Origin of the sequence: uncultured Campylobacter sp. (assembly GCF_938017705.1) — a bacterium.
Lineage (GTDB): Bacteria > Campylobacterota > Campylobacteria > Campylobacterales > Campylobacteraceae > Campylobacter_B.
Genome location: NZ_CALIIS010000236.1, coordinates 1 through 17,640, shown reverse-complemented (window position 1 = coordinate 17,640; position 17,640 = coordinate 1). Strand labels below are relative to the sequence as shown.

Annotated in this window: 17 protein-coding genes; 3 read left to right on the top strand and 14 right to left on the bottom strand. The window is 49.1% G+C overall.

Features of this window, described 5'->3' with window-relative positions; all coding sequences use genetic code 11:
• Positions 1-447 precede the first annotated feature (447 nt).
• Positions 448-849: a hypothetical protein gene (locus Q0605_RS10945; RefSeq protein ID WP_298706892.1), complete on the top strand. Its 402-nt coding sequence runs from the start codon at positions 448-450 to the stop codon at positions 847-849.
• Positions 850-1,167: 318 nt separating this feature from the next.
• On the opposite strand, the gene cmoA is transcribed toward Q0605_RS10945, so the two are convergent.
• From cmoA to nadE, 13 genes are all read right to left on the bottom strand, one after another.
• The gene (gene cmoA, locus Q0605_RS10940) at positions 1,168-1,872 is read right to left on the bottom strand and encodes a carboxy-S-adenosyl-L-methionine synthase CmoA (protein WP_298706891.1); all 705 of its coding nucleotides are present in this window, start codon (positions 1,870-1,872) and stop codon (positions 1,168-1,170) included.
• Between the two features lie 869 nt (positions 1,873-2,741).
• Positions 2,742-4,142 carry a riboflavin kinase gene (locus Q0605_RS10935; protein WP_298706890.1) on the bottom strand — a complete coding sequence of 467 codons (1,401 nt, stop codon included), beginning with the start codon at positions 4,140-4,142 and terminating at the stop codon, positions 2,742-2,744.
• The gene (locus Q0605_RS10930) at positions 4,142-4,654 is read right to left on the bottom strand and encodes a lipocalin family protein (RefSeq protein ID WP_297996232.1); all 513 of its coding nucleotides are present in this window, start codon (positions 4,652-4,654) and stop codon (positions 4,142-4,144) included. The genes Q0605_RS10935 and Q0605_RS10930 overlap by 1 nt, the downstream gene beginning before the upstream one ends.
• On the bottom strand, positions 4,644-5,783 hold the full coding sequence (locus Q0605_RS10925; protein ID WP_298706889.1) for an SAM-dependent methyltransferase: 1,140 nt from the start codon (positions 5,781-5,783) through the stop codon (positions 4,644-4,646). Before Q0605_RS10925 ends, Q0605_RS10930 begins: the two co-directional genes overlap by 11 nt.
• Positions 5,780-6,157 carry a hypothetical protein gene (locus tag Q0605_RS10920; RefSeq protein WP_298706888.1) on the bottom strand — a complete coding sequence of 126 codons (378 nt, stop codon included), beginning with the start codon at positions 6,155-6,157 and terminating at the stop codon, positions 5,780-5,782. The genes Q0605_RS10925 and Q0605_RS10920 overlap by 4 nt, the downstream gene beginning before the upstream one ends.
• A complete protein-coding gene (gene ligA, locus Q0605_RS10915; protein ID WP_298706887.1) occupies positions 6,154-8,160 on the bottom strand; it encodes an NAD-dependent DNA ligase LigA in 2,007 nt (668 codons plus the stop codon). The genes Q0605_RS10920 and ligA overlap by 4 nt, the downstream gene beginning before the upstream one ends.
• Complete coding sequence (locus Q0605_RS10910; RefSeq protein ID WP_298706886.1) at positions 8,157-8,294, bottom strand: hypothetical protein; 138 nt, start codon at positions 8,292-8,294, stop codon at positions 8,157-8,159. Before Q0605_RS10910 ends, ligA begins: the two co-directional genes overlap by 4 nt.
• Entirely contained in the window at positions 8,284-9,006 is a 723-nt protein-coding gene (gene kdsB, locus Q0605_RS10905; RefSeq protein WP_298706885.1) for a 3-deoxy-manno-octulosonate cytidylyltransferase, read from the bottom strand. Before kdsB ends, Q0605_RS10910 begins: the two co-directional genes overlap by 11 nt.
• Positions 9,003-10,556, bottom strand: coding sequence for a threonine synthase (gene thrC / locus Q0605_RS10900; RefSeq protein WP_298706884.1), 1,554 nt, complete (start codon positions 10,554-10,556; stop codon positions 9,003-9,005). Before thrC ends, kdsB begins: the two co-directional genes overlap by 4 nt.
• 121 nt (positions 10,557-10,677) lie before the next feature.
• Positions 10,678-11,535, bottom strand: a complete 858-nt coding sequence (gene argB, locus Q0605_RS10895) for an acetylglutamate kinase (protein ID WP_298706883.1) — start codon at positions 11,533-11,535, stop codon at positions 10,678-10,680.
• An 18-nt stretch (positions 11,536-11,553) separates the two neighbouring features.
• Entirely contained in the window at positions 11,554-12,630 is a 1,077-nt protein-coding gene (locus tag Q0605_RS10890) for a tetraacyldisaccharide 4'-kinase (RefSeq protein ID WP_298706882.1), read from the bottom strand.
• Positions 12,623-13,759 carry a DegT/DnrJ/EryC1/StrS aminotransferase family protein gene (locus Q0605_RS10885; protein ID WP_298706881.1) on the bottom strand — a complete coding sequence of 379 codons (1,137 nt, stop codon included), beginning with the start codon at positions 13,757-13,759 and terminating at the stop codon, positions 12,623-12,625. The genes Q0605_RS10890 and Q0605_RS10885 overlap by 8 nt, the downstream gene beginning before the upstream one ends.
• Before the next feature lie 10 nt (positions 13,760-13,769).
• Entirely contained in the window at positions 13,770-14,573 is an 804-nt protein-coding gene (nadE, locus tag Q0605_RS10880; protein WP_298706880.1) for an NAD(+) synthase, read from the bottom strand.
• A 95-nt stretch (positions 14,574-14,668) separates the two neighbouring features.
• Between nadE and Q0605_RS10875 the strand changes: the two genes are divergently transcribed.
• Positions 14,669-15,268, top strand: coding sequence for an MBL fold metallo-hydrolase (locus tag Q0605_RS10875; RefSeq protein ID WP_298706879.1), 600 nt, complete (start codon positions 14,669-14,671; stop codon positions 15,266-15,268).
• Between the two features lie 462 nt (positions 15,269-15,730).
• Here the strand turns inward: Q0605_RS10875 and cmoB are convergent, their stop codons facing one another.
• Complete coding sequence (gene cmoB, locus Q0605_RS10870) at positions 15,731-16,624, bottom strand: tRNA 5-methoxyuridine(34)/uridine 5-oxyacetic acid(34) synthase CmoB (protein ID WP_298706878.1); 894 nt, start codon at positions 16,622-16,624, stop codon at positions 15,731-15,733.
• Positions 16,625-16,731: 107 nt separating this feature from the next.
• Between cmoB and Q0605_RS10865 the strand changes: the two genes are divergently transcribed.
• Positions 16,732-17,640: transglutaminase-like domain-containing protein (locus Q0605_RS10865; protein WP_298706877.1), on the top strand; the 909-nt coding region annotated here is incomplete at its 3' end.

The window sequence follows — 17,640 nt, the reverse complement described above, 5'->3', positions numbered from 1 at the left end:
TATACTTTCTTCCTTTGGTTATACAAGAGATAAATAAAAATCCTTGCCGTATCACCCGAAAAATACGGCGAGTATAAAATTTCAGCAAATTTTAATGGGGAGGGGGGGCGTATTATTCACAAATTTTATTTTTAACTAAAGGATTGTTAATGGATTATTTTCACGGTATCGCAATCAATGCTAAAAAAGAAGTGCTCACGAATATGAGTAGTGAAACTAATACGAATGTGTATAGTTCGAGTAGTGGCCGTATCGTTGAGTATGGCAGTATTAGTAGCAATACGAGTTCGCATACGACTACTAGAACAAGTACTACGCATACTCATATATGGACATTTCAACTGAAGGAACAGGGCATAAATTTATTTAGAGTAGCTCTAGACGAGAATTTCGCAATTATGGATGGTGACGAGATGGGCCGGCTATGCCGAAAGAAATGGCGGTTATATGGATTGCGGTGTGATCATAAACATCACTAGAAATATAAGCAATGAAAATCAAATCTTGGCTGATGCTGAAAGTTATAAACCCAATTTTAATGATGACTTGGTATTTAAGGGCTCTCTCGCAGGCGGAGTACTAGGTCTTATATGTAATGGCATTTATTTTGAGTGGTCTTATATTGGGTTGTTTATAATAGGTGCAATTAGCGGTTACATTTTGGCACACCAAGGTTATAAGCTATTGGTTTATAAAAAGAAATGGCGCAAATATGAAAAAATTTTAGCCGATACGAAACGTTTCTTGGAAGATCTTGAAAATCGTGTTGGCAGTGAAAAAATCGATGAAGAAACGGGGTTAATTGCAGAGAAAAGCCCGCAACAAGCGAAAATCGCCGAAATAACCTAAGAGGCATAACAAATAGAGATAAAATAAATTTTAGCTTATTAAAACTTGTATAAATTATCGCTAGGCAGTTAAAATTTTGCGTAAACAAAAGGCGTCGAAATTACTTTTTAGGTGCGCACATTCCAAAAGTTGCGTGTACGAGAGGAGATTTTAGATTTTGCGCCTTTGAGTACAGAATAAAATTTAAAATTTTCACTCCGTATTTTGCTTCAAATTTTATAATGCAAGAGTTTTGGAAAGTAAAAAATTCGGAAATTATTGAAATTCATAAATTCGTAGAATCAAAAATTTGTACTTCTTATAAATTTAAATCACTCGTTATTTAAACGCCGCGAAGCTCATAAAATTCGCCCATTTAAAGATACTTTCGACGCGCTTAAAGCCTGCGCTTAGCGCCAAGGCGCGGTTTTCCGCCTCCGTATAGGGCACGAGCACGTTTTCAAGCGCCTCACGTTTTTGCGCGATCTCGTAGCGCGAATAGCCCTGCGCGCGCTTGTAATCCTCGTAAATTTCGATCATCTGACGCGCGAGCGCAGGCTCTTCGTAGACGATCTTTTCGCTAAAGATCAAAACCCCGCCCTCGCGCAATCCGTCATAAATTTTACTCACGAGCGCAGCGCGGCGCGGCGGTCTGATAAATTGTAGCGTGTAGTTTATGATCACGGCGTCGCAGTCCGCGAGGCTCGCATCCAGCACGTCCGATACGCCAAGCTCGAGCTTCGCGCCGAACGCTGCCGCCTTGGCGCGGGCGTTTTGTATCATCGCCTCCGAGCTGTCGATGCCGCACAGCCGCAGATCGGAGCGCAGCGCAAACAGCGCTAGTAGCGCGGTCGCAGTCGAGCAACCAAGATCGATCACGCGTGCCTTTTGCGGCAGTATCCGCGCCAAAAGCTCGCCGCTAAGCCGCGTGCTGGCCTCGTAAAACGGCACGCTGCGGCCGATCATATCATCAAAAACCGACGCGACGCTGGCGTCAAACTCAAACTGCTTTTTGATAGGCTCTTTAAAAATTTCGTCTTTCATCCGTTTCCTTTTAGTTTCGCTATTTACGCAGCACTCGATTTATACTTCCTACGCATGCTAAACGCAGAATTCTCACGCCGTGCTTTCTGCACTTACGCGAGACTCTATTTGCGACCGCTACGCATGGAATTTTTGCGCTTAGTTTGCCCCGCGCGAAGCATACCTAAATTTTAAACGCAGCATGAGCGCTTTTGATGCAAGCGAGCTACATCCCAGTTTGTGCCCACTTCTAGCCCAGATACGCTCGATGCATGATTAAATTTCACGTCTTGCTTGACACGCCTTAAAATTTCACGCCGTGCAAATACGTCCTTAAAATTCTACGCCGTATTTAGCGGGCTTAGAATTTCTCAACATTAAATTTTACGCCGCCAAATCTCGCACTGCCAAAACAGCTCCTTTAAATTCTTTAATTACGAACTTAAACTAAAAGCATAGCCAAAGCTATATTGGTAGAATTTCGCGCCCATTTTGCGATTTTACGCGCCGTAAAATGGAGCCCGCTTGACAAAATCCCGCGTTTAGCTAGGCGTATAATTTAGCCGCTTGGCTCTTGCTCGGAAGCTCAGCCCTGCTAAATTTTAAAGCTTCGCAGCACAACTAAGATTTTTTATCGTTCTCAATTCTCGGCGCAGCTTGCACTTGCCTAGTCTTGCATAAACCCAAACCCAAGGTGCGTTAAAGTCCTGCAGGCGGTACGTCGTTAAAATTTAACGACTTTTTAGCAACTTGCGCGCCGCTTTTGTGTACACTTCCCATATGGCATCGCAGACGGCTAATATAATGCGCCGTAGATGCAAAACGCGGGCAGACGCATCAAATCAAGCGCACAGCCCGCAAATTTCATCTTTAAGCTTACAAGCCGTAGATTAAAATTTACGGCTTCGTAGTACCGCCTCCGCCTCTGAAACGTCTTTTAAAATCTGCTCTTTAAGCTGCGCTAGATCGCTAAATTTGCGATTTTCACGTAGGAACTTTATAAATTTTACGCAGACGAATTTCGCGGTGCTATTTTTACTCGTAGCCTCTAAATTTTTATTTTCGACGCCTAAGCTCTCGCTCGCCGCAAAATTTTGTGTAGAAATTTCGGTCGAATTACGCGCCGAAATTTCATCTGAATTTCGCGCAGAATGTGCGGCTTGCCCCTCGCAGCACGGCGCGCGATCTTGTGCGGAATTTAAACCAGCCTCAAAGCCCGCAAAGTCCCCTAAAATGTGCGTTTCAATCGCAAAAGCTCCGTCGGTGCTGAGCCTATGTCCCAAGAAGCTCACACTTGCAAATTCCTTGCTTCCGGCGTGCGTTAGGCTCGCATATACGCCGCTTTTTGGCATAAAATAGCCGCTGGCATCAAGATTTAGCGTCGCTACGAACTCCTGCGTCCCGCGCCCCTGACCGCGCACGATCCGCCCGCAGATCTCGTAATCTCGTCCTAAAAGCTCCGCCGCCTCTTCGCACCGACCACGCGATAAAAGTTCCTTGATCCTACTTGAATGCACGCCGCCGCCGCTTAAGCAAAACTCCCCTAAAACGTAGGTTTGCCCGCGAAATTCGCGCCGCAAAAACTCCGCGCCCCACGCCCTATCACGCCCAAATCTAAAGTCCTCGCCTACGACGATTTTTTGTAGATTTATGAAATTTTGCCTTAAAAGTGCGATAAATTCGCCTCCGCTAAGGCTTTTGATAGCGCGTAGATCGCAATAAAAAATCTTTTTGTCCGTAAAAGCCTGCCGCGACGCAAAAGGGGTGAGCTTCGTGCCACCACCTGCTAGGATTACGATTATTGCGCCGTGCTCACCTAAATTTTCAAATAATTTTTGATGTCCAAGGTGCATGCCGTCGAAGTTACCGATCGCTACGGCGTGCACATTATCGCGGTTTGCGCCTTGTAGCGTTGCGAAAATCTCGCCACGTGTGAACTGCTCGCTTAGGCGCGCACGCAGCACTTCCGCACAAGCAGGAAGCGCGCTTTGAGCTTGTGCGTCTACGTCATTGCTGCAAGCGTCGTTATAAGCCGTTTTACTGCCAAAAGTCGTTTCATTGCTGCAAGAGGTGTCGGTGTCTGCTTCATCTGCGCGGTGCGCATCGCCGGCTTTGTTTTCACTCAACTCTTGCCTTGGGCGTTTGATATTTTGAGATGAATTTTCTTCATTGCTTGTGAAATTCTGTTCCGTAAAATTTTTCAAGCTGGAATTCTGCGCTACGAAATTTTGCTCTTTAAAATTCCGTAGCGAAGCCTCTGTATGGTCTTTACATGATTTTTGATTAGCCATTATTGCTGCTTTGTCCAGACGATTTTTTTGGTGTCGTAACCGCTATGCTTCGCCTTTTTTAGATATAGGATGCGGATCGGCTCGGGCAGGGTTTTGGTGCGCGAGAGAATGTAAAGCTCACTCGTATCGGCGCCGAAGATCAGGGCGTAGCGATAGTCGCCGTCCACCTGCGCCACGCGGTAGAGGGAGTCGGAAATCAGACCTTTTTGATAGAGCAGACCTACGTTTTTATCGCCTGCAAACTCCAACACGTGCTGCTCGTTTTCGATTTTACCTGAGCTTGTTTTGGCGGTTTTTAAAAGATTGATCGTGGAGTTTTTATCGATAAAGCACTCGTACGCGGTGTTTTGCAGCTCGCCGCCGCCCTTCATACGGGCGATCTCATACCAGCCGCCGCTAAATTTAGCTATGTCGAAGTTTTTTACGATCGGCGCTTTGGGGTTTAAGCTTTTAGCGCATGAGCCCAAAAATAGCGCGCAAAACGCCAAGATAATTAAGTTTTTAAATTTCATCGTTCATCCTTTTTAGAAGATAGAAAAATTCCCTATTTCCCTCTTTGCCCGTGATTTTGCAGGCGCCGGCATGCAGCGTGGCAAGCCCCAGCTCGGCGCATAGCTGCTCAAATTTCGCCCGTGCGACGCACACCGCTTTTTCGTCCTTGAGCACGCCTTTTTTATTTCGTTTAGCCTCCGTACCCACCTCAAATTGCGGCTTAAATAGCACGATGAGAGCGCTTTTTGCGAGGCTAGCGAGGCTTTTTAAGATCAAATTTAGCGAGATGAAGCTCACGTCGCAGGTGATGAGATCAAATTTTTTCTTGCTCGCAAATTCCCTGATGTCGGTATTTTCGCGCACGATCACGCGAGGATCGCGCCGCAAAATTTCGCTTAGCTGCGAGCTACCGACGTCAAGCGCGGTCACGCTCTTTGCGCCACGCTGAAGTAAAATTTGCACGAACCCGCCCGTGCTGCTGCCCACGTCCAAAACATCGGCTCCTGCTAAATTTAAAATCTCTTTTTGAGAGGGCTTTGTTTGTACCGGCTCCGCGCCGCCTTCTCTGCGGCACGCGCCCGCCTTGCCGCTTGATTTGGAGACTACCGTATTTGAAATCTCTGCCGTTTCGGCGTCTACGTCCGTTTGCAAAAGCTCTGCCGCTTCGGCGCTCGTTTTTGCGGTACGGATCGCCTCGGTATTTGTTTTTGCGATCTTTGCCGCCGTCGCACTTGGAATTTCGGTCGTCTCGTCCGCGCCTAAAATTTTATCCGTAGCCGCAGAATCTGCACTTGAAATTTGCATCGTTACTATGTCCGTTTTTTGCATCGCTACCGCTTTGCTATCCGCGCTTTTTACGGCACTGCACGGCTTTGAAATTTCTGCCGCCGCGCTAGGCGAATTTGCGCCGCAGCTTGCCAAAAGCCCGTTTTCGGCAAGCTCGTCCAAAAAGCCTGCAAGCTTGAGCGCGCCCCTGCTTACGTAAATTTGATCAATCGCGCTGATTTCGCCGCTCTGCTCGGGCGCGATCTGCGCGGAAGGTCTGTTTTGCACGGCGCCTCGCAGTAAAATTTTATCCTGCTTTATCAGCGCAGCGGCCTGATTTCTGCTGATTTTAAGCGTATTTGCGACGAGCAGATCAAATCTCATTTTGCTTTTTCTCCGCGCCGCGATGAAATTTTAAAGCTTGCGCAGCTTTTGAGCGGCCTTGGGTTTAAAATTTTATCGCACAAAGCAAAGTTGCGCGTAGCAGTGCTGCGCGGCTCAAATTTCAGCCAGCTGCACGCCGTAAATTTAGCTATACTGCGCGTTGCAAATTTTAGCTCGCTGTGCGTTACAAATTTTATCTTGCCGCTAGCGAAAATTTTAAAATTTTTCATATCGGCACAGCGTTTGGGTGCCGCAAAATTTTTAAAATTCTCGCGCCTTGTAAAAGATATAAGCGCCGCAGAACGGAGGTTGCTTTTGAAATTTAATCTCGCGCCGTTTACGTGCGGGTTCGGTACCAAACAAAAAATCTTCACTCGCCGCTCCCTGCGAGCGCTTCGGACTCGCTCTTGCTAGGCGAATTTGTGTCGGTCGTCGCTAGGCTCGCAAGCGCTTCAAACTCGCTCTCGTCGATCACCCGCACGCCGAGTGAGTGAGCTTTTTGCAGCTTGGAGCCGGCGTCCTCTCCCGCAAGCACGAAGTCGGTCTTAGCAGATACCGAGCCCTGCACCTTCGCGCCCATCGCCAAAAGCCTGGTCTTAAACTCGTCGCGCGGACGGCTGAGCGTGCCGGTGATGACGACGCTGCGGTCCGTGAAGGCGCTTTTGACGGTCTGCATCTGGGGTGCGCGAGGCGTGATGATTTCGCTTAGATTTAGAATTTTTTCGCGATTTATCTTGCAAAACTCCGCTAGGCTCCTCGCCATCGCTTCTCCAAAGCTTTCCAGCCGCAAAATTTCATCCTCGCTCGCATCTAGCCAATCCTGCCCGAATGCCGCGGCGATCTTGCGCGCGGCCACCTCGCCGATGTGTTCGATCCCCAAAGAAGCGATGAAGCGCTCAAGCGGCGCGTTTTTGCTCGCGTTTATCGCGCCCAAAAGATTTGAAATTTTTTTATCCGCAAAGCCCTCAAGATCCGCCAAATCCTGCGCGCCTAGGGCGTAAATGTCGCCGATCTTTGAAATTTTGCCGCTTTCAAAAAGCTGCGTAATCGTCGCATCGCTTAACCCTTCGATATTCATGCATTTTTTTGAGCAGAAATAGATCAGCGAGCCTATTACGCGCGCCTTACAATCGAGGTTTTGACACTTTATGAGCGCGCCTTCGTCAAGCAATTTCTCGCCGCAAACCGGGCAGCGACCCGGGCGCGAAATTTCGCTCTGCGTGCCGTCTCTGCGCTGTTTGTAAACGCTCGTAATCTTCGGGATCACGTCGCCGCTGCGGATGATGCCCACGAAATCGTTTTTCATTAGCCCCAGCCGCGCGATCTCGTCAAAATTATGAAGCGTCGCGTTTGAAACGTTCGCGCCGTCGATATTTACGCTATCTACGACGGCTACGGGGGTGACCGCGCCGGTGCGGCCGACCTGCAGATTGATCTCGCGCAGCCGCGTTACCTTTTCGATCGCGGGGAATTTATACGCGACCATAAAGCGCGGGAATTTTACCGTATAGCCCATCTGCGCGCACTTTGAAAGCTCGTTTACGCGGATTACCATGCCGTCTAGCATCAGATCTTTGCTCGCGCGCATGCTATGCAGCGCCTCGTACGCGCTCCTGATCTCGCTTGCGCTCTTGCAGATGCGGCAAAACTCGTCGCGCAAAAAGCCGAGACTGCGCACAAATTCCATTATCTGCGAGTGCAGCGCAAAGCTTAAGGAATGCTCGCCCACCCCCCACGGGATAAATTTTAACTTCCGCTTCGCTACGATCGCGCTATCCAGCTGGCGCAGGCTTCCCGCGGCGGCGTTGCGCGGGTTTGAAAACAAGCTCTCGCCGTTTGCGGCGCGCTCGTCGTTTAGCGCGTCAAAATCGCTCTTTGCGATCAGCGTCTCGCCGCGGATCTCGATCCTTCCCTCGTATGGGATCTGAAGCGGCACCGATTTGATCGCTCTTGCGTTTTGCGTTACGTCCTCGCCTATAAGCCCGTCGCCGCGCGTCGCCGCGCTTATCAGCACGCCGCCTTCGTAGGTTAAATTTAAGCTCGCGCCGTCAAATTTCGGCTCGACGTAAAACTGCGCGCCGCTCTTCTCGCCGCGAGCTAGCCACGCCAAAAGGTCCGCGTCGTCGAAAATATCCTCCATCGACCACATCTGCGCGCCGTGAGCGAGCTTGGAAAAGCCCTCGCTGATCGCGCCTCCGATGCGCCGTGTAGGCGAGTAGGGCAGCGCGAGCGCGGGGTTTTGCTCCTCGAATTTCTCCGCCTGCGAATAAAGCTCGTCGTACTCCTCGTCGCTTGCGATCGGCCGATCGTCGGTGTAATATGCCCGCGCCCACGCATTTAGCGTATCTACGGCGGACCTGTATTCATCGTAATTCATCTTGCGCTCGCATCTTTAAATTTTAAAATTCCGCGCGCCGCTAAAATTTTACGTCGCATTAGAATTTTACGCTCCGCGGCGGGCCTCTGCACCTCAAACGCTGCGCCGCATAGCGAGTAAATTTTAAATTTCATTGCCGAACTCCTTTAGTGCGCGCTCGTAATCAGCCGGCGTGTCGATGCCGATGCTCGCGGTTTTTATTTCGAGCATCGCGATCTTTTCGCCCGCGCTTATGGCGCGAAGCTGCTCGAGTTTTTCGGTATCTTCCAGCACCGAGGCGGGCAGGGCGCAAAACCTCTTTAAATTTCGCACGCTGTATGCGTAGATGCCGATGTGTCCGAGGTAGCACTCGCATGCCGCGCGCGGGTAGGGGATGAGCGAGCGCGAGAAATAGATCGCAAAGCCCGCGTTATCGAGCACGAGCTTGACTAAATTCGGATCCTCCGCCGCCTGCTGGCTTATGTATTTGTAGCAGCTCGCCATAAATGCGCCATTTTGCGCGATCATGGCGTTGGCGAAATCTTTAAATTTAATCAAATTTTCGCTCTCGAAAAAGGGCTCGTCGGCTTGGATATTGATGATGATCTCGTTCTCCACAAGCGCCGCGTTTGCGACCGCTTCATTGATCCGATCGGTGCCACTTTGATGTTCGCGCGCAGTGAGAACGGCGTCAAAGCCGTAATCTTGCGCGATCTTTAAAATTTGCGGCTCATCCACGGCGATTAGCACGCGATCCGCTTTGGCAGCATTTTGAGCCGTTTTGATAAACATCGGCACGCCGTCAAACTCACATAAAATTTTATTTTTAAAGCGCGTCGAAGCAAGGCGCGCGGGGATTACTATCATTTTTTGATCCACTCCATTATGGCGTTTTTGATCTCGCTTTGCTCCACGACGCTGGAGTGCACCTGCGGCGCGCTAAAAAGGCGCGAGATCTGCGGCGGAATGTCGCTGCGAAATTCCTTCGAAAGCGCGATCATATCGGCTCGCTCGTCTTCGCAAGCTCTGCCTTTGATCGCGCCGATCATCGACGGCGTAAATTTGATCCACTTCGCAGTCGAGATGACGAGATTTAGGCGGCTTTCGTCAAGTAGCTTAAAGCAGGTTGCCGTGTGCGGGTCGATCAGCACGCCGCGGCTGCTTTCTTGCTTGATAAATTTAGCGCACTGCGTATCGTCGCAAAAATCCGCCTCAAAAATCTCCCGAAGCTTCGCAAGCTCGCTCGCGCTAAGTTTATAAAATTTATCTCGCACCAGGCTTTGCATCAGCTCGCTCGTGCGCGCATCGCCGAACATATCGCTAAGCAGCCGCTCGACGTTGGAGCTAACTAAAATATCCATCGCAGGGCTAATCGTGCGGATGAGCTCGCGCTTTCGCAGATCGTAGATACCGCGCGTAAAAAGCTCGGTTAGGATATTGTTCGCGTTTGAAGCGATCTTGATTTTACCGATCTTTGCGCCCATTTTTTTGGCGAAATACGCTCCCAGCGCGTTGCCGAAATTTCCGCTAGGCACTATGACGTCGAAGGTGTTAAATTTAGCGCTCTGTTTTGCGCTCTGCGCGCTGTTTGCGCCCGCTGCGGAGCCAAAATTTTTACCGCACATCGCGCACTGATCGCTTTGCTTTAAATTTTGCCCAAAGCTCAATACGCCGTGCTTTGAGAAATAGATGCTAGCGTAGATATAGTAGATGATCTGAAATAAAATCCTGCCGAAATTTACCGAGTTTGCGGCGCTTAGATTTAAATTCGCCCGCGCGAGCTCGTTTCTGAAATCCTCGTCAGCCAGTAGCGATTTTAGAGTGCGTTGCGTATCGTCGAAGTTGCCGCGCACGCCTAAAATTTTAAGATTTGTCGCGCTTTGTTTGACCATCTGCTGGCGCTGTATCTCGCTCGTGCCGCCCTGCGGGTAGAGACAGACCGCTTTGATGTTTTCGTCGTCCGCAAAAGCCTCCAGCGTAGCAGGCCCCGTGTCGCCGCTCGTAGCGCACATTATTAAAAATTTTTCATTCCTGGATTTTGCGATGCTTTTTAAAAGCGCGCCGAAGGGCTGCAGCGCCATATCCTTAAATGCAAGCGTCGGGCCGTGGTAAAGCTCCAAAATATAGGCGTTTTCGCTTAGTTTTTTGATCTGGGCGGGGCAGGCGGGATTTTCAAATTTATCGTAGCGCTTTAGCGCGTCTTCAAAGGCCTCGCTGCTTACGTCAAAATCGAAGCTCTCGATGATTTTAAGCGCGATCTGTTTGTAGCTCAGATCCTCGCACTGCTTAAAAAAATCCTCGCTCAAAAGTGGCAGCCTCTCGGGGCTGAAAAGTCCGCCGCCGCTCGCGCTCGGATTTAGCAGCGCGTAGCTAAGATCCGCTTTTTGCGAAAAATCTCTCGTTGAAACCAGTTTCATCTTTTTCCTTTTTAAAATTTTAAAATTTACGCCTGCCTAGGCGCTTTAAATTTGATCGTTTAGACTTTTTGCACGGACTTGCGGCATTGCCGCTTTAAGCCTGCCGCCTCTGCGCTCGCGCCTAAATTTCTTCCTTTATCAAACTTCCTATGCCGCCGTCCGTGAAAAGCTCAAGCAGGATCGAGTGCGGAATTTTGCCGTTGATGATATGCGCGGCACTCGCGCCGTTTCGCACGCACTGCAGGCACGCATCGACTTTGGGGATCATACCGCCTGCGATCGTGCCATCCTTTTTAAGCTTCGAAATGAGCGCGGCATCAAGCTTACTGATTAAATTTCCCTCTTTATCAAGCACGCCGTCTATGTCGCTTAAAAATATCGCCTTGCTCGCTTTTAGCGCGGCTGCGATCCTGCTGGCGCAGAGATCGGCGTTGATATTAAAGCTCACGTTTTCGTCCGTCTCGCCGCCCGCAAGCGGGGCGATTACCGGCAGATAGTCCTTTTGCAGCAGGTCGTTTATCAGCTTGGTGTTTACCTCGGTGATCTCGCCTACGAAGCCGTATTTTTTCTCATCGAGGAATTTTGCCCTTAAAAGCCCGCCGTCCTTGCCGCTGATGCCGATCGCGGGCGCGCCGTTTTGATTCAAAAGCGCCGTGATCTCTTTATTCACCGCGCCGCTTAGCACCATCTCGGTAATTTCGATCGCGTCTTTATTCGTTACGCGAAGACCGTCCTTAAACTCGCTCTGCACGCCGATCTTATCCAGGGTCTGATTGATCTTTTTGCCGCCGCCGTGCACGACGATGATCTTGATGCCGACCATATGCAAAAGCACGATGTCGCGGGCAAAATCAAGCTTGAGCGTATCGTCGGTTTGCGCCGCGCCGCCGTATTTAACGACGAAAATTTTATCTCTAAATTTACGGATATAGGGCAGCGCGGAGATGATTACTTCGGCGGTTTTGCTCTTTTTTATCATAAAATTCCTTTAAAAACCTTATTTTATCATAGCTTGGTTTATGTAGTTTTGAATTTTGCGGATAAAGTTTTCGCTTAGCTTTAAATTTAGCAAAATCACCGAAATTTCCGCGCCCAAATCCCTTAATTTCACGTAATCTTTCGCCGTGCATAGGATATGCTCCGCATCCTCGCGCCTTAACAGCTCTAAAATCTGCTCTTTTTTAAAATCATAATGATCGGGGAAAAATGCGTGGGCTTTTGCGAGCGGCAAAAACTCTTGCAAGCGCCAAGGCTTGGCGATAGCGCTGATTAAGATCGTGCGGGATTTTTCAAAACCAGCCTCTTTAGAATTTAAAATTTTATCCGCGGCGGGGTTTAAATTTGAAATTTCATCTGCCGCGCGATTTAAATTTAAATCCGAAATTCCATCCGCAGGATTTGAAATTTCATCCGTGCCGTTTAGCTTGCTTTGCAGATCCGCCGCCGAAATGATTTTAAGCTCCTGCGAAATATCGCTCGGCGCGGGTATGAAATCTGCAAATTTATAAAAAAACGGCGGGTAGCGATATGCGGCGAAGGGCAGGCAAAAGGGCAGCTTCGGCGCGCTTTGCGGGCGCAGCAAGATATCAAATTTAGATATATTAAATTTAGAAAATCCGTCGTCCAAGATAACGAGCTCAAAGCCGAGAGTTTGCGCGCGCAAGATCCCTGCGGCGCGATCTTCGCTGACGATCACGTTCGCGCCGCGTAAAAACAGCGCGTATTCCATCGCCTCATCGCCGCTTTGCCGCACGTCGCAAAGTACCCGTCCGCCGAGCGCTACTTCGAGCAAGCCTCTGCTTTTGCGCCCGTATCCGCGAAGGATGATGCAGGTTTTGAACCCCCCGTTAAATTCTTTAAAAAGCGCCCGCACTAGCGGGGTTTTGCCGCTTCCGCCGAGGGTTAAATTTCCGACGCTGATTATTGGAATTTTAAGTTTTTGCGGCTTAGCAAAGAGTCTTTTTAGACAGACGATCAGCGTATAAAGTAGCGATAACGGTGCTAAAATCACCCCTAGCGCAAACCACGCGGGGCTCGGATCGTATAGGTTTCGCTCGATTAGGAGTTTAAACACGATTTTGCGCTATCTCTTTGATCTGCTCGCAGATGTAGCTCACATCGTCGTCGCTAAGCGCCGTATAGATCGGCAGGGATAAAATTTGCTGATAGTTTTTAAGCGCATTCGGGAAATCATTGACCTTGTAATTATATTTGCTTTTGTAGTAGTTTAGCAGATGCACCGGCACGTAGTGCAGCGAAACGCTCACTCCGCGCGAGATCAGCGCTTTGGCAAAATCGTCGCGGTTTTTGTCGATCTTTACGATGAATTGAGTATAGATATGCTCCTCGCTGTCGCTTGGAAGCGTTACGTGCGGGCAGTTTGCGAGCTGTTCGCGGTAGGCTGCGGCGATCTGCTTACGGCGCTTTATAAAAGCGTCGGTTTTTTCAAACTGGGCGATCGCGTAGGCGGAATTTATGGCGTTAAGATCGTATTTTTGACCGATGCGATCGACGTCGTAGGTAAAGGACATATTGCCGTCTTTGTAAAAGGCGTCTCCCACGATGCCGCCGTTTCTTAAAATTTGCGCGGCGCTTGCGATCTCATCGTCGTTCGTAACGAAAAAGCCTGCCGTAGAGATCGCATCTTGCGCTTGAGGATTGATCTGAAAGCACGATATGAGCGAGCTTTTAAGCGCTCCGATTTTTGCGCCTTTATAGGTAGCGCCCATAGCGCGGCACGCATCGTCTATAAGGATGATATTTTCGCTTTTGGCGACCTCGCTGATGGCGTCTATATCCGCAGCAAGCCCCGCGATGTGCGAGATGAAAGCGCATTTTAGTTTCTTGTGGCGGTTCTGATCTATCGTACGGGCAAGGCTTTCGCTCGTGATGTTAAAGCTTATCGGATCGATATCTACGAAAACGGGCTCTGCGTCGAAGTGGCGGATCACTTCGGCAACGTTAGGGAAGGAATTTACGGAGCATAAAATTTTATCTCCACGCTTAATATCCATCGCGCAAAGCGCCAGATGTAGCGCCGTCGTGCCGCTCGTGGTAGATACGGCGTGCTTTACGCCGAAATATTTACAAATATCCTCTTCAAAAATTTCGCTATATCTTATATCGCTGTTGTAGAGGGCGCTTTTAATTAAGTCTTCCTCTTTTTTATCGATTTGAGCCTTATAAAACGGTATCTCTTTCATAAATCTCTCCTTAGTGTGCGGGCTCTATGCGGGCGACCGCGGGCGCGCGAAGCTTAAAATTATTTTTAAGAATTCTACGGACGATAAATTTCACCAGCTCTTGATTGTGGCGCGAGTTTTGCAGATATTTTAGATCGTTTGCGGTTATTTGCTCGCCTGAGCGAAATTTCGTCCGCAGCGTTTCGTGCGAAAAAATATCTCTTAGCACGCTATCTAAGATCTCGTAGCTGTATCCAAGCTCACGTTCGTCGCTTTGGTTTTCCCATAGATCGGCGCTTGGGGCTTTTTTGATGATCGCATCGTCTATGCATAAAATTTTTGCGAATTTAAACAGATCGGTTTTAAAAATTTCTCCGATCGGATTAAATGCGTAGGCCAGATCGCCGTAGATCGTGCCGTAGCCGAGCATTCTCTCGCTAAGATTGCTCGTGCCTACAACTACTCCGCGTTTTTGCGCGCTGTAATCATAAAGTAAGCTCATTCTCACGCGCGCGGCGAAATTTCCGATGCGAAGAGCGCTTACACCGGGATTTAAAGCGGTAAAATTTTCTACAAATGGCGCGATCTCTTGGATTTCGTAGGGGATATTAAAGGATTCGCAGTGAAAGATGCCGTCTGCCATATTTTCTAAATTTGAACCCGCACTAGGTAGGATAAGCCCGTAAGTAGGGATCTCAGTAAGTGCACAAAGCGCAGAAACCACGGCGCTGTCAAGCCCGCCGCTGATACCCACTACAAAGGCGTCCGCGCCCGTTTCATCGAGTCTCTCCGATAAAAAATCGGTCAGTTGCGGCAGCAAATCGTCCAAAAACATAGTATTTAGCCTTAAAATTTTACGTTAAATTGTGCGAATTTTAACTATTTTTGGCTAAATTACGGCTTTAATTTAAGCTTAAAAGGAGGATTTAAATGCAAATTTTAAAAAAAGCTTTCGGTGAATACGCGACGAACTGCTACATTCTAAAGGGCGAGCAGGGCGATCTAGTGATCGATCCGGGGCAGGGCAGCTTTGATTGGGTGATGCAAAATACGGGAAAGATCGCGGCGGTTTTGAATACGCACGGGCATTTCGATCACGTTTATGATGACGCAAAGCTGCAAAGGGCGGGCGCTAAAATTTATATCCACGAGGAAGACGCCTTTATGCTGCGGGCGGATCCTTTTGAGACGATGCCCGAGCCCATAGAAGCTGATGTACTCGTAAAAGGGCAAGAACAAAGCTTTGAAATAGCAGGTTTTAACGTTAAATTTAGCCTTTTTGCCGGACATACGCCGGGCAGCTGTATGATCGAAGCAGGCGGCGCGATCTTTAGCGGCGACGTCATATTTAAAGGCTCTATCGGCAGGTGGGATTTTCCCTTTTCAAGCGGCGAGCAGATGAGAGAGTCTTTGTATAAAATTTTGCAGATAAAGGGCGATTTTACGCTATATCCCGGACACGGTCCGAATACGAGCCTGCAGGCCGAGAAGCAAAATTTAAAATATTTTTTGCAACTTTTTGAGCGCTGATAGTTTAAATTCAATTGCGTCTCGCTGTACGAGAGGCGGCGAAGCGGCGTGAAACTGGTCGGCGTTTGAGATTTATACCGCTTTGTTCGTGGGCACCGGAATTGATGCCGCTTTGCTCGCATTACAGGCGTCAAAATTTGCCGCTTTATTTGAGGCTATGGGCGTTAAATTTTGCGCCCCGTTTGCTGTATACGTACATTGGCGTGCGATGCGCAGATAAAATTTAATCTATCGCCGCTTGATTAAATTTAGTAAAATTTCGCGCCGTGCGTGCAAGACGCGAAACGTGATCCACGAGTCGAAATTAAAATTTGCGCCGCCGTACTGATCCCAGCCGCTACAATGCGATCTAATCTGGCTCAAGCTCGCTAAATTTAGCTAAATTTCACATCCCGCCGAATGCAAAATTTTCCCCGCGAGTCGATAAATTCAGTAAATTTTACGCGTTTTTAAAGGCGCAGATCACGCTCGAAGCCGCACGTAGATACGCCGCGGGGCGGGGTAGCCCTCGATCGTGCGCGAGCTGTCGTGCGGATCTAGGAAATTCTCCAAGCTCTGCCCGTCGATCCACTCCGTTTTGCGCTGTTCGTTCGGATCCGTGGGCTTTTGAGCCAAAATTTCAAAATCTCTGAATTTCGCCCGCTCGCACCAATTCTGCAGCGCGCCGACGGTCGGGACGAAGTAGATATTTGAAATTTTTGAGTAGCTGTTTTTCGGACACAGCGCGAAATCGCCTTCTCCTTCGATATACATCGTGTCTAAAAACACCTCGCCGCCCGCATTTAGCGAGGCGCGCAGATCTTTTAGCATCTTTACGGGGTCGCTGCGATGGTAGATGACGCCGAGGCAGAAGATCGTATCGAATTTGTGCTCGTAAAAGGGCAGATGCTCCACGCCCAGAAGCTCGAATTTCGCGCCGCTGCGGAGGAATTTTCCGATGAAGCGAAACTGCAGATAAAATAGCGCGCTCGGATCAAACCCCACTAGCTGCGCAGGCGCTAGCTCGCTTGCGCGAAACATATAGTAGCCGTTGTTGCAGCCCACGTCGGCGACGGTTTTGCCGCTCAGATTTAAAAACGGCCGCAGCAGGTTAAATTTCACGAAGCTTCGCCACTCGGCGTCGATAAAAAGATCATTCAGCGCGAAAGGCCCCTTGCGCCACGGCTTTAGCGCCCGCGCTATGCGCAAAATTTCATCTCTTTGCTCCGCGCTTGCGTTAAAGATTGCACGCACGACGTCGCCGCAGTCGCAGTCGCACTCGTCTATTTGTAGCGCCTCGATCGCGCTTAAAATTTCGCGGTTTTGTCTGCTTTGCAGCTTTTTAAAGTTCTCGTCTCTGATTTTTTGCAGATCCATTCTAATCCTAAAATTTCAAAATTTAGCGCCATTTTAACATAAAATTTTATCCATTTTAAGGCGCAAAGAGATAAAATCGACTTGCAATTCAAGCAAAGGAGCAAAAAATGCAAGAAACAAAAACGAGAAAATTCAGTCTAAGATTTAATCACGAAATTTCAAGTAGTGGCGCAGAAGTGCGGCTTTGGCTGCCGTTAGTGCTGCAAGAGCCATATCAGAGGTTGCTTGGCGAATATCATGCCCGCTCAAATGCGCAAGAGTCTGCTATCTGCGGAGATCATATAAGCACGTACTACGCGCGCTTCGCACCCGATAAAGAGGCAAGAGCGGGCGTTGGCAAATACGGCGAGCAAGGTGTCGTAGGCGAAGAGGATGATTATTTTGAGCTTAGCTTCGATATTGAAATTTTGGAGCGAAACACCGATTTTAGCAAGGTAAGCTTTAATGAAAATGAGCGCTTGAGCCCCGAGATCAAGGAGTTTTTAAAGCCTTCAAAGCTAATTCCGGTAGAAGGCGCTGCAAAACAAAAATCAGACGAGATCACCGGCTCGCTTAAAGGCGATCTGGAAAAGGCGCGCGCGATCTACGAGTGGGTCGCAAAAAATATGAGTCGCGATAATAGCGTGATCGCATGCGGCAGCGGCGATGCAGCGGCGATTTTAAGCAGCGGCAAGCTAAGCGGCAAATGCGCCGATATTAATAGCGTGTTCGTATCGCTCTGCAGGGCAGCTGGCATTCCTGCTCGCGCTATTTACGGCATCCGCACGGGCGTAGCGCAGAAATTTTCGCCTGAAATGGGTGTCATGGGCGCCTTAAGCGGCGGTGCGCTTGAAATTTCGGGCGCGCAGCACTGCAGAGCGGAATTTTATCTAAAAGGCCACGGCTGGATCCCGGTCGATCCCGCGGCCGTTACAAAGGTGCGATTGGGCGAGAAGCTAAGCAATGACGACAGCAAGCTCGCTAAAATCCGCGAGTATTTATTCGGCAACTGGGAGATGTGCTGGATCGGCTTTAAC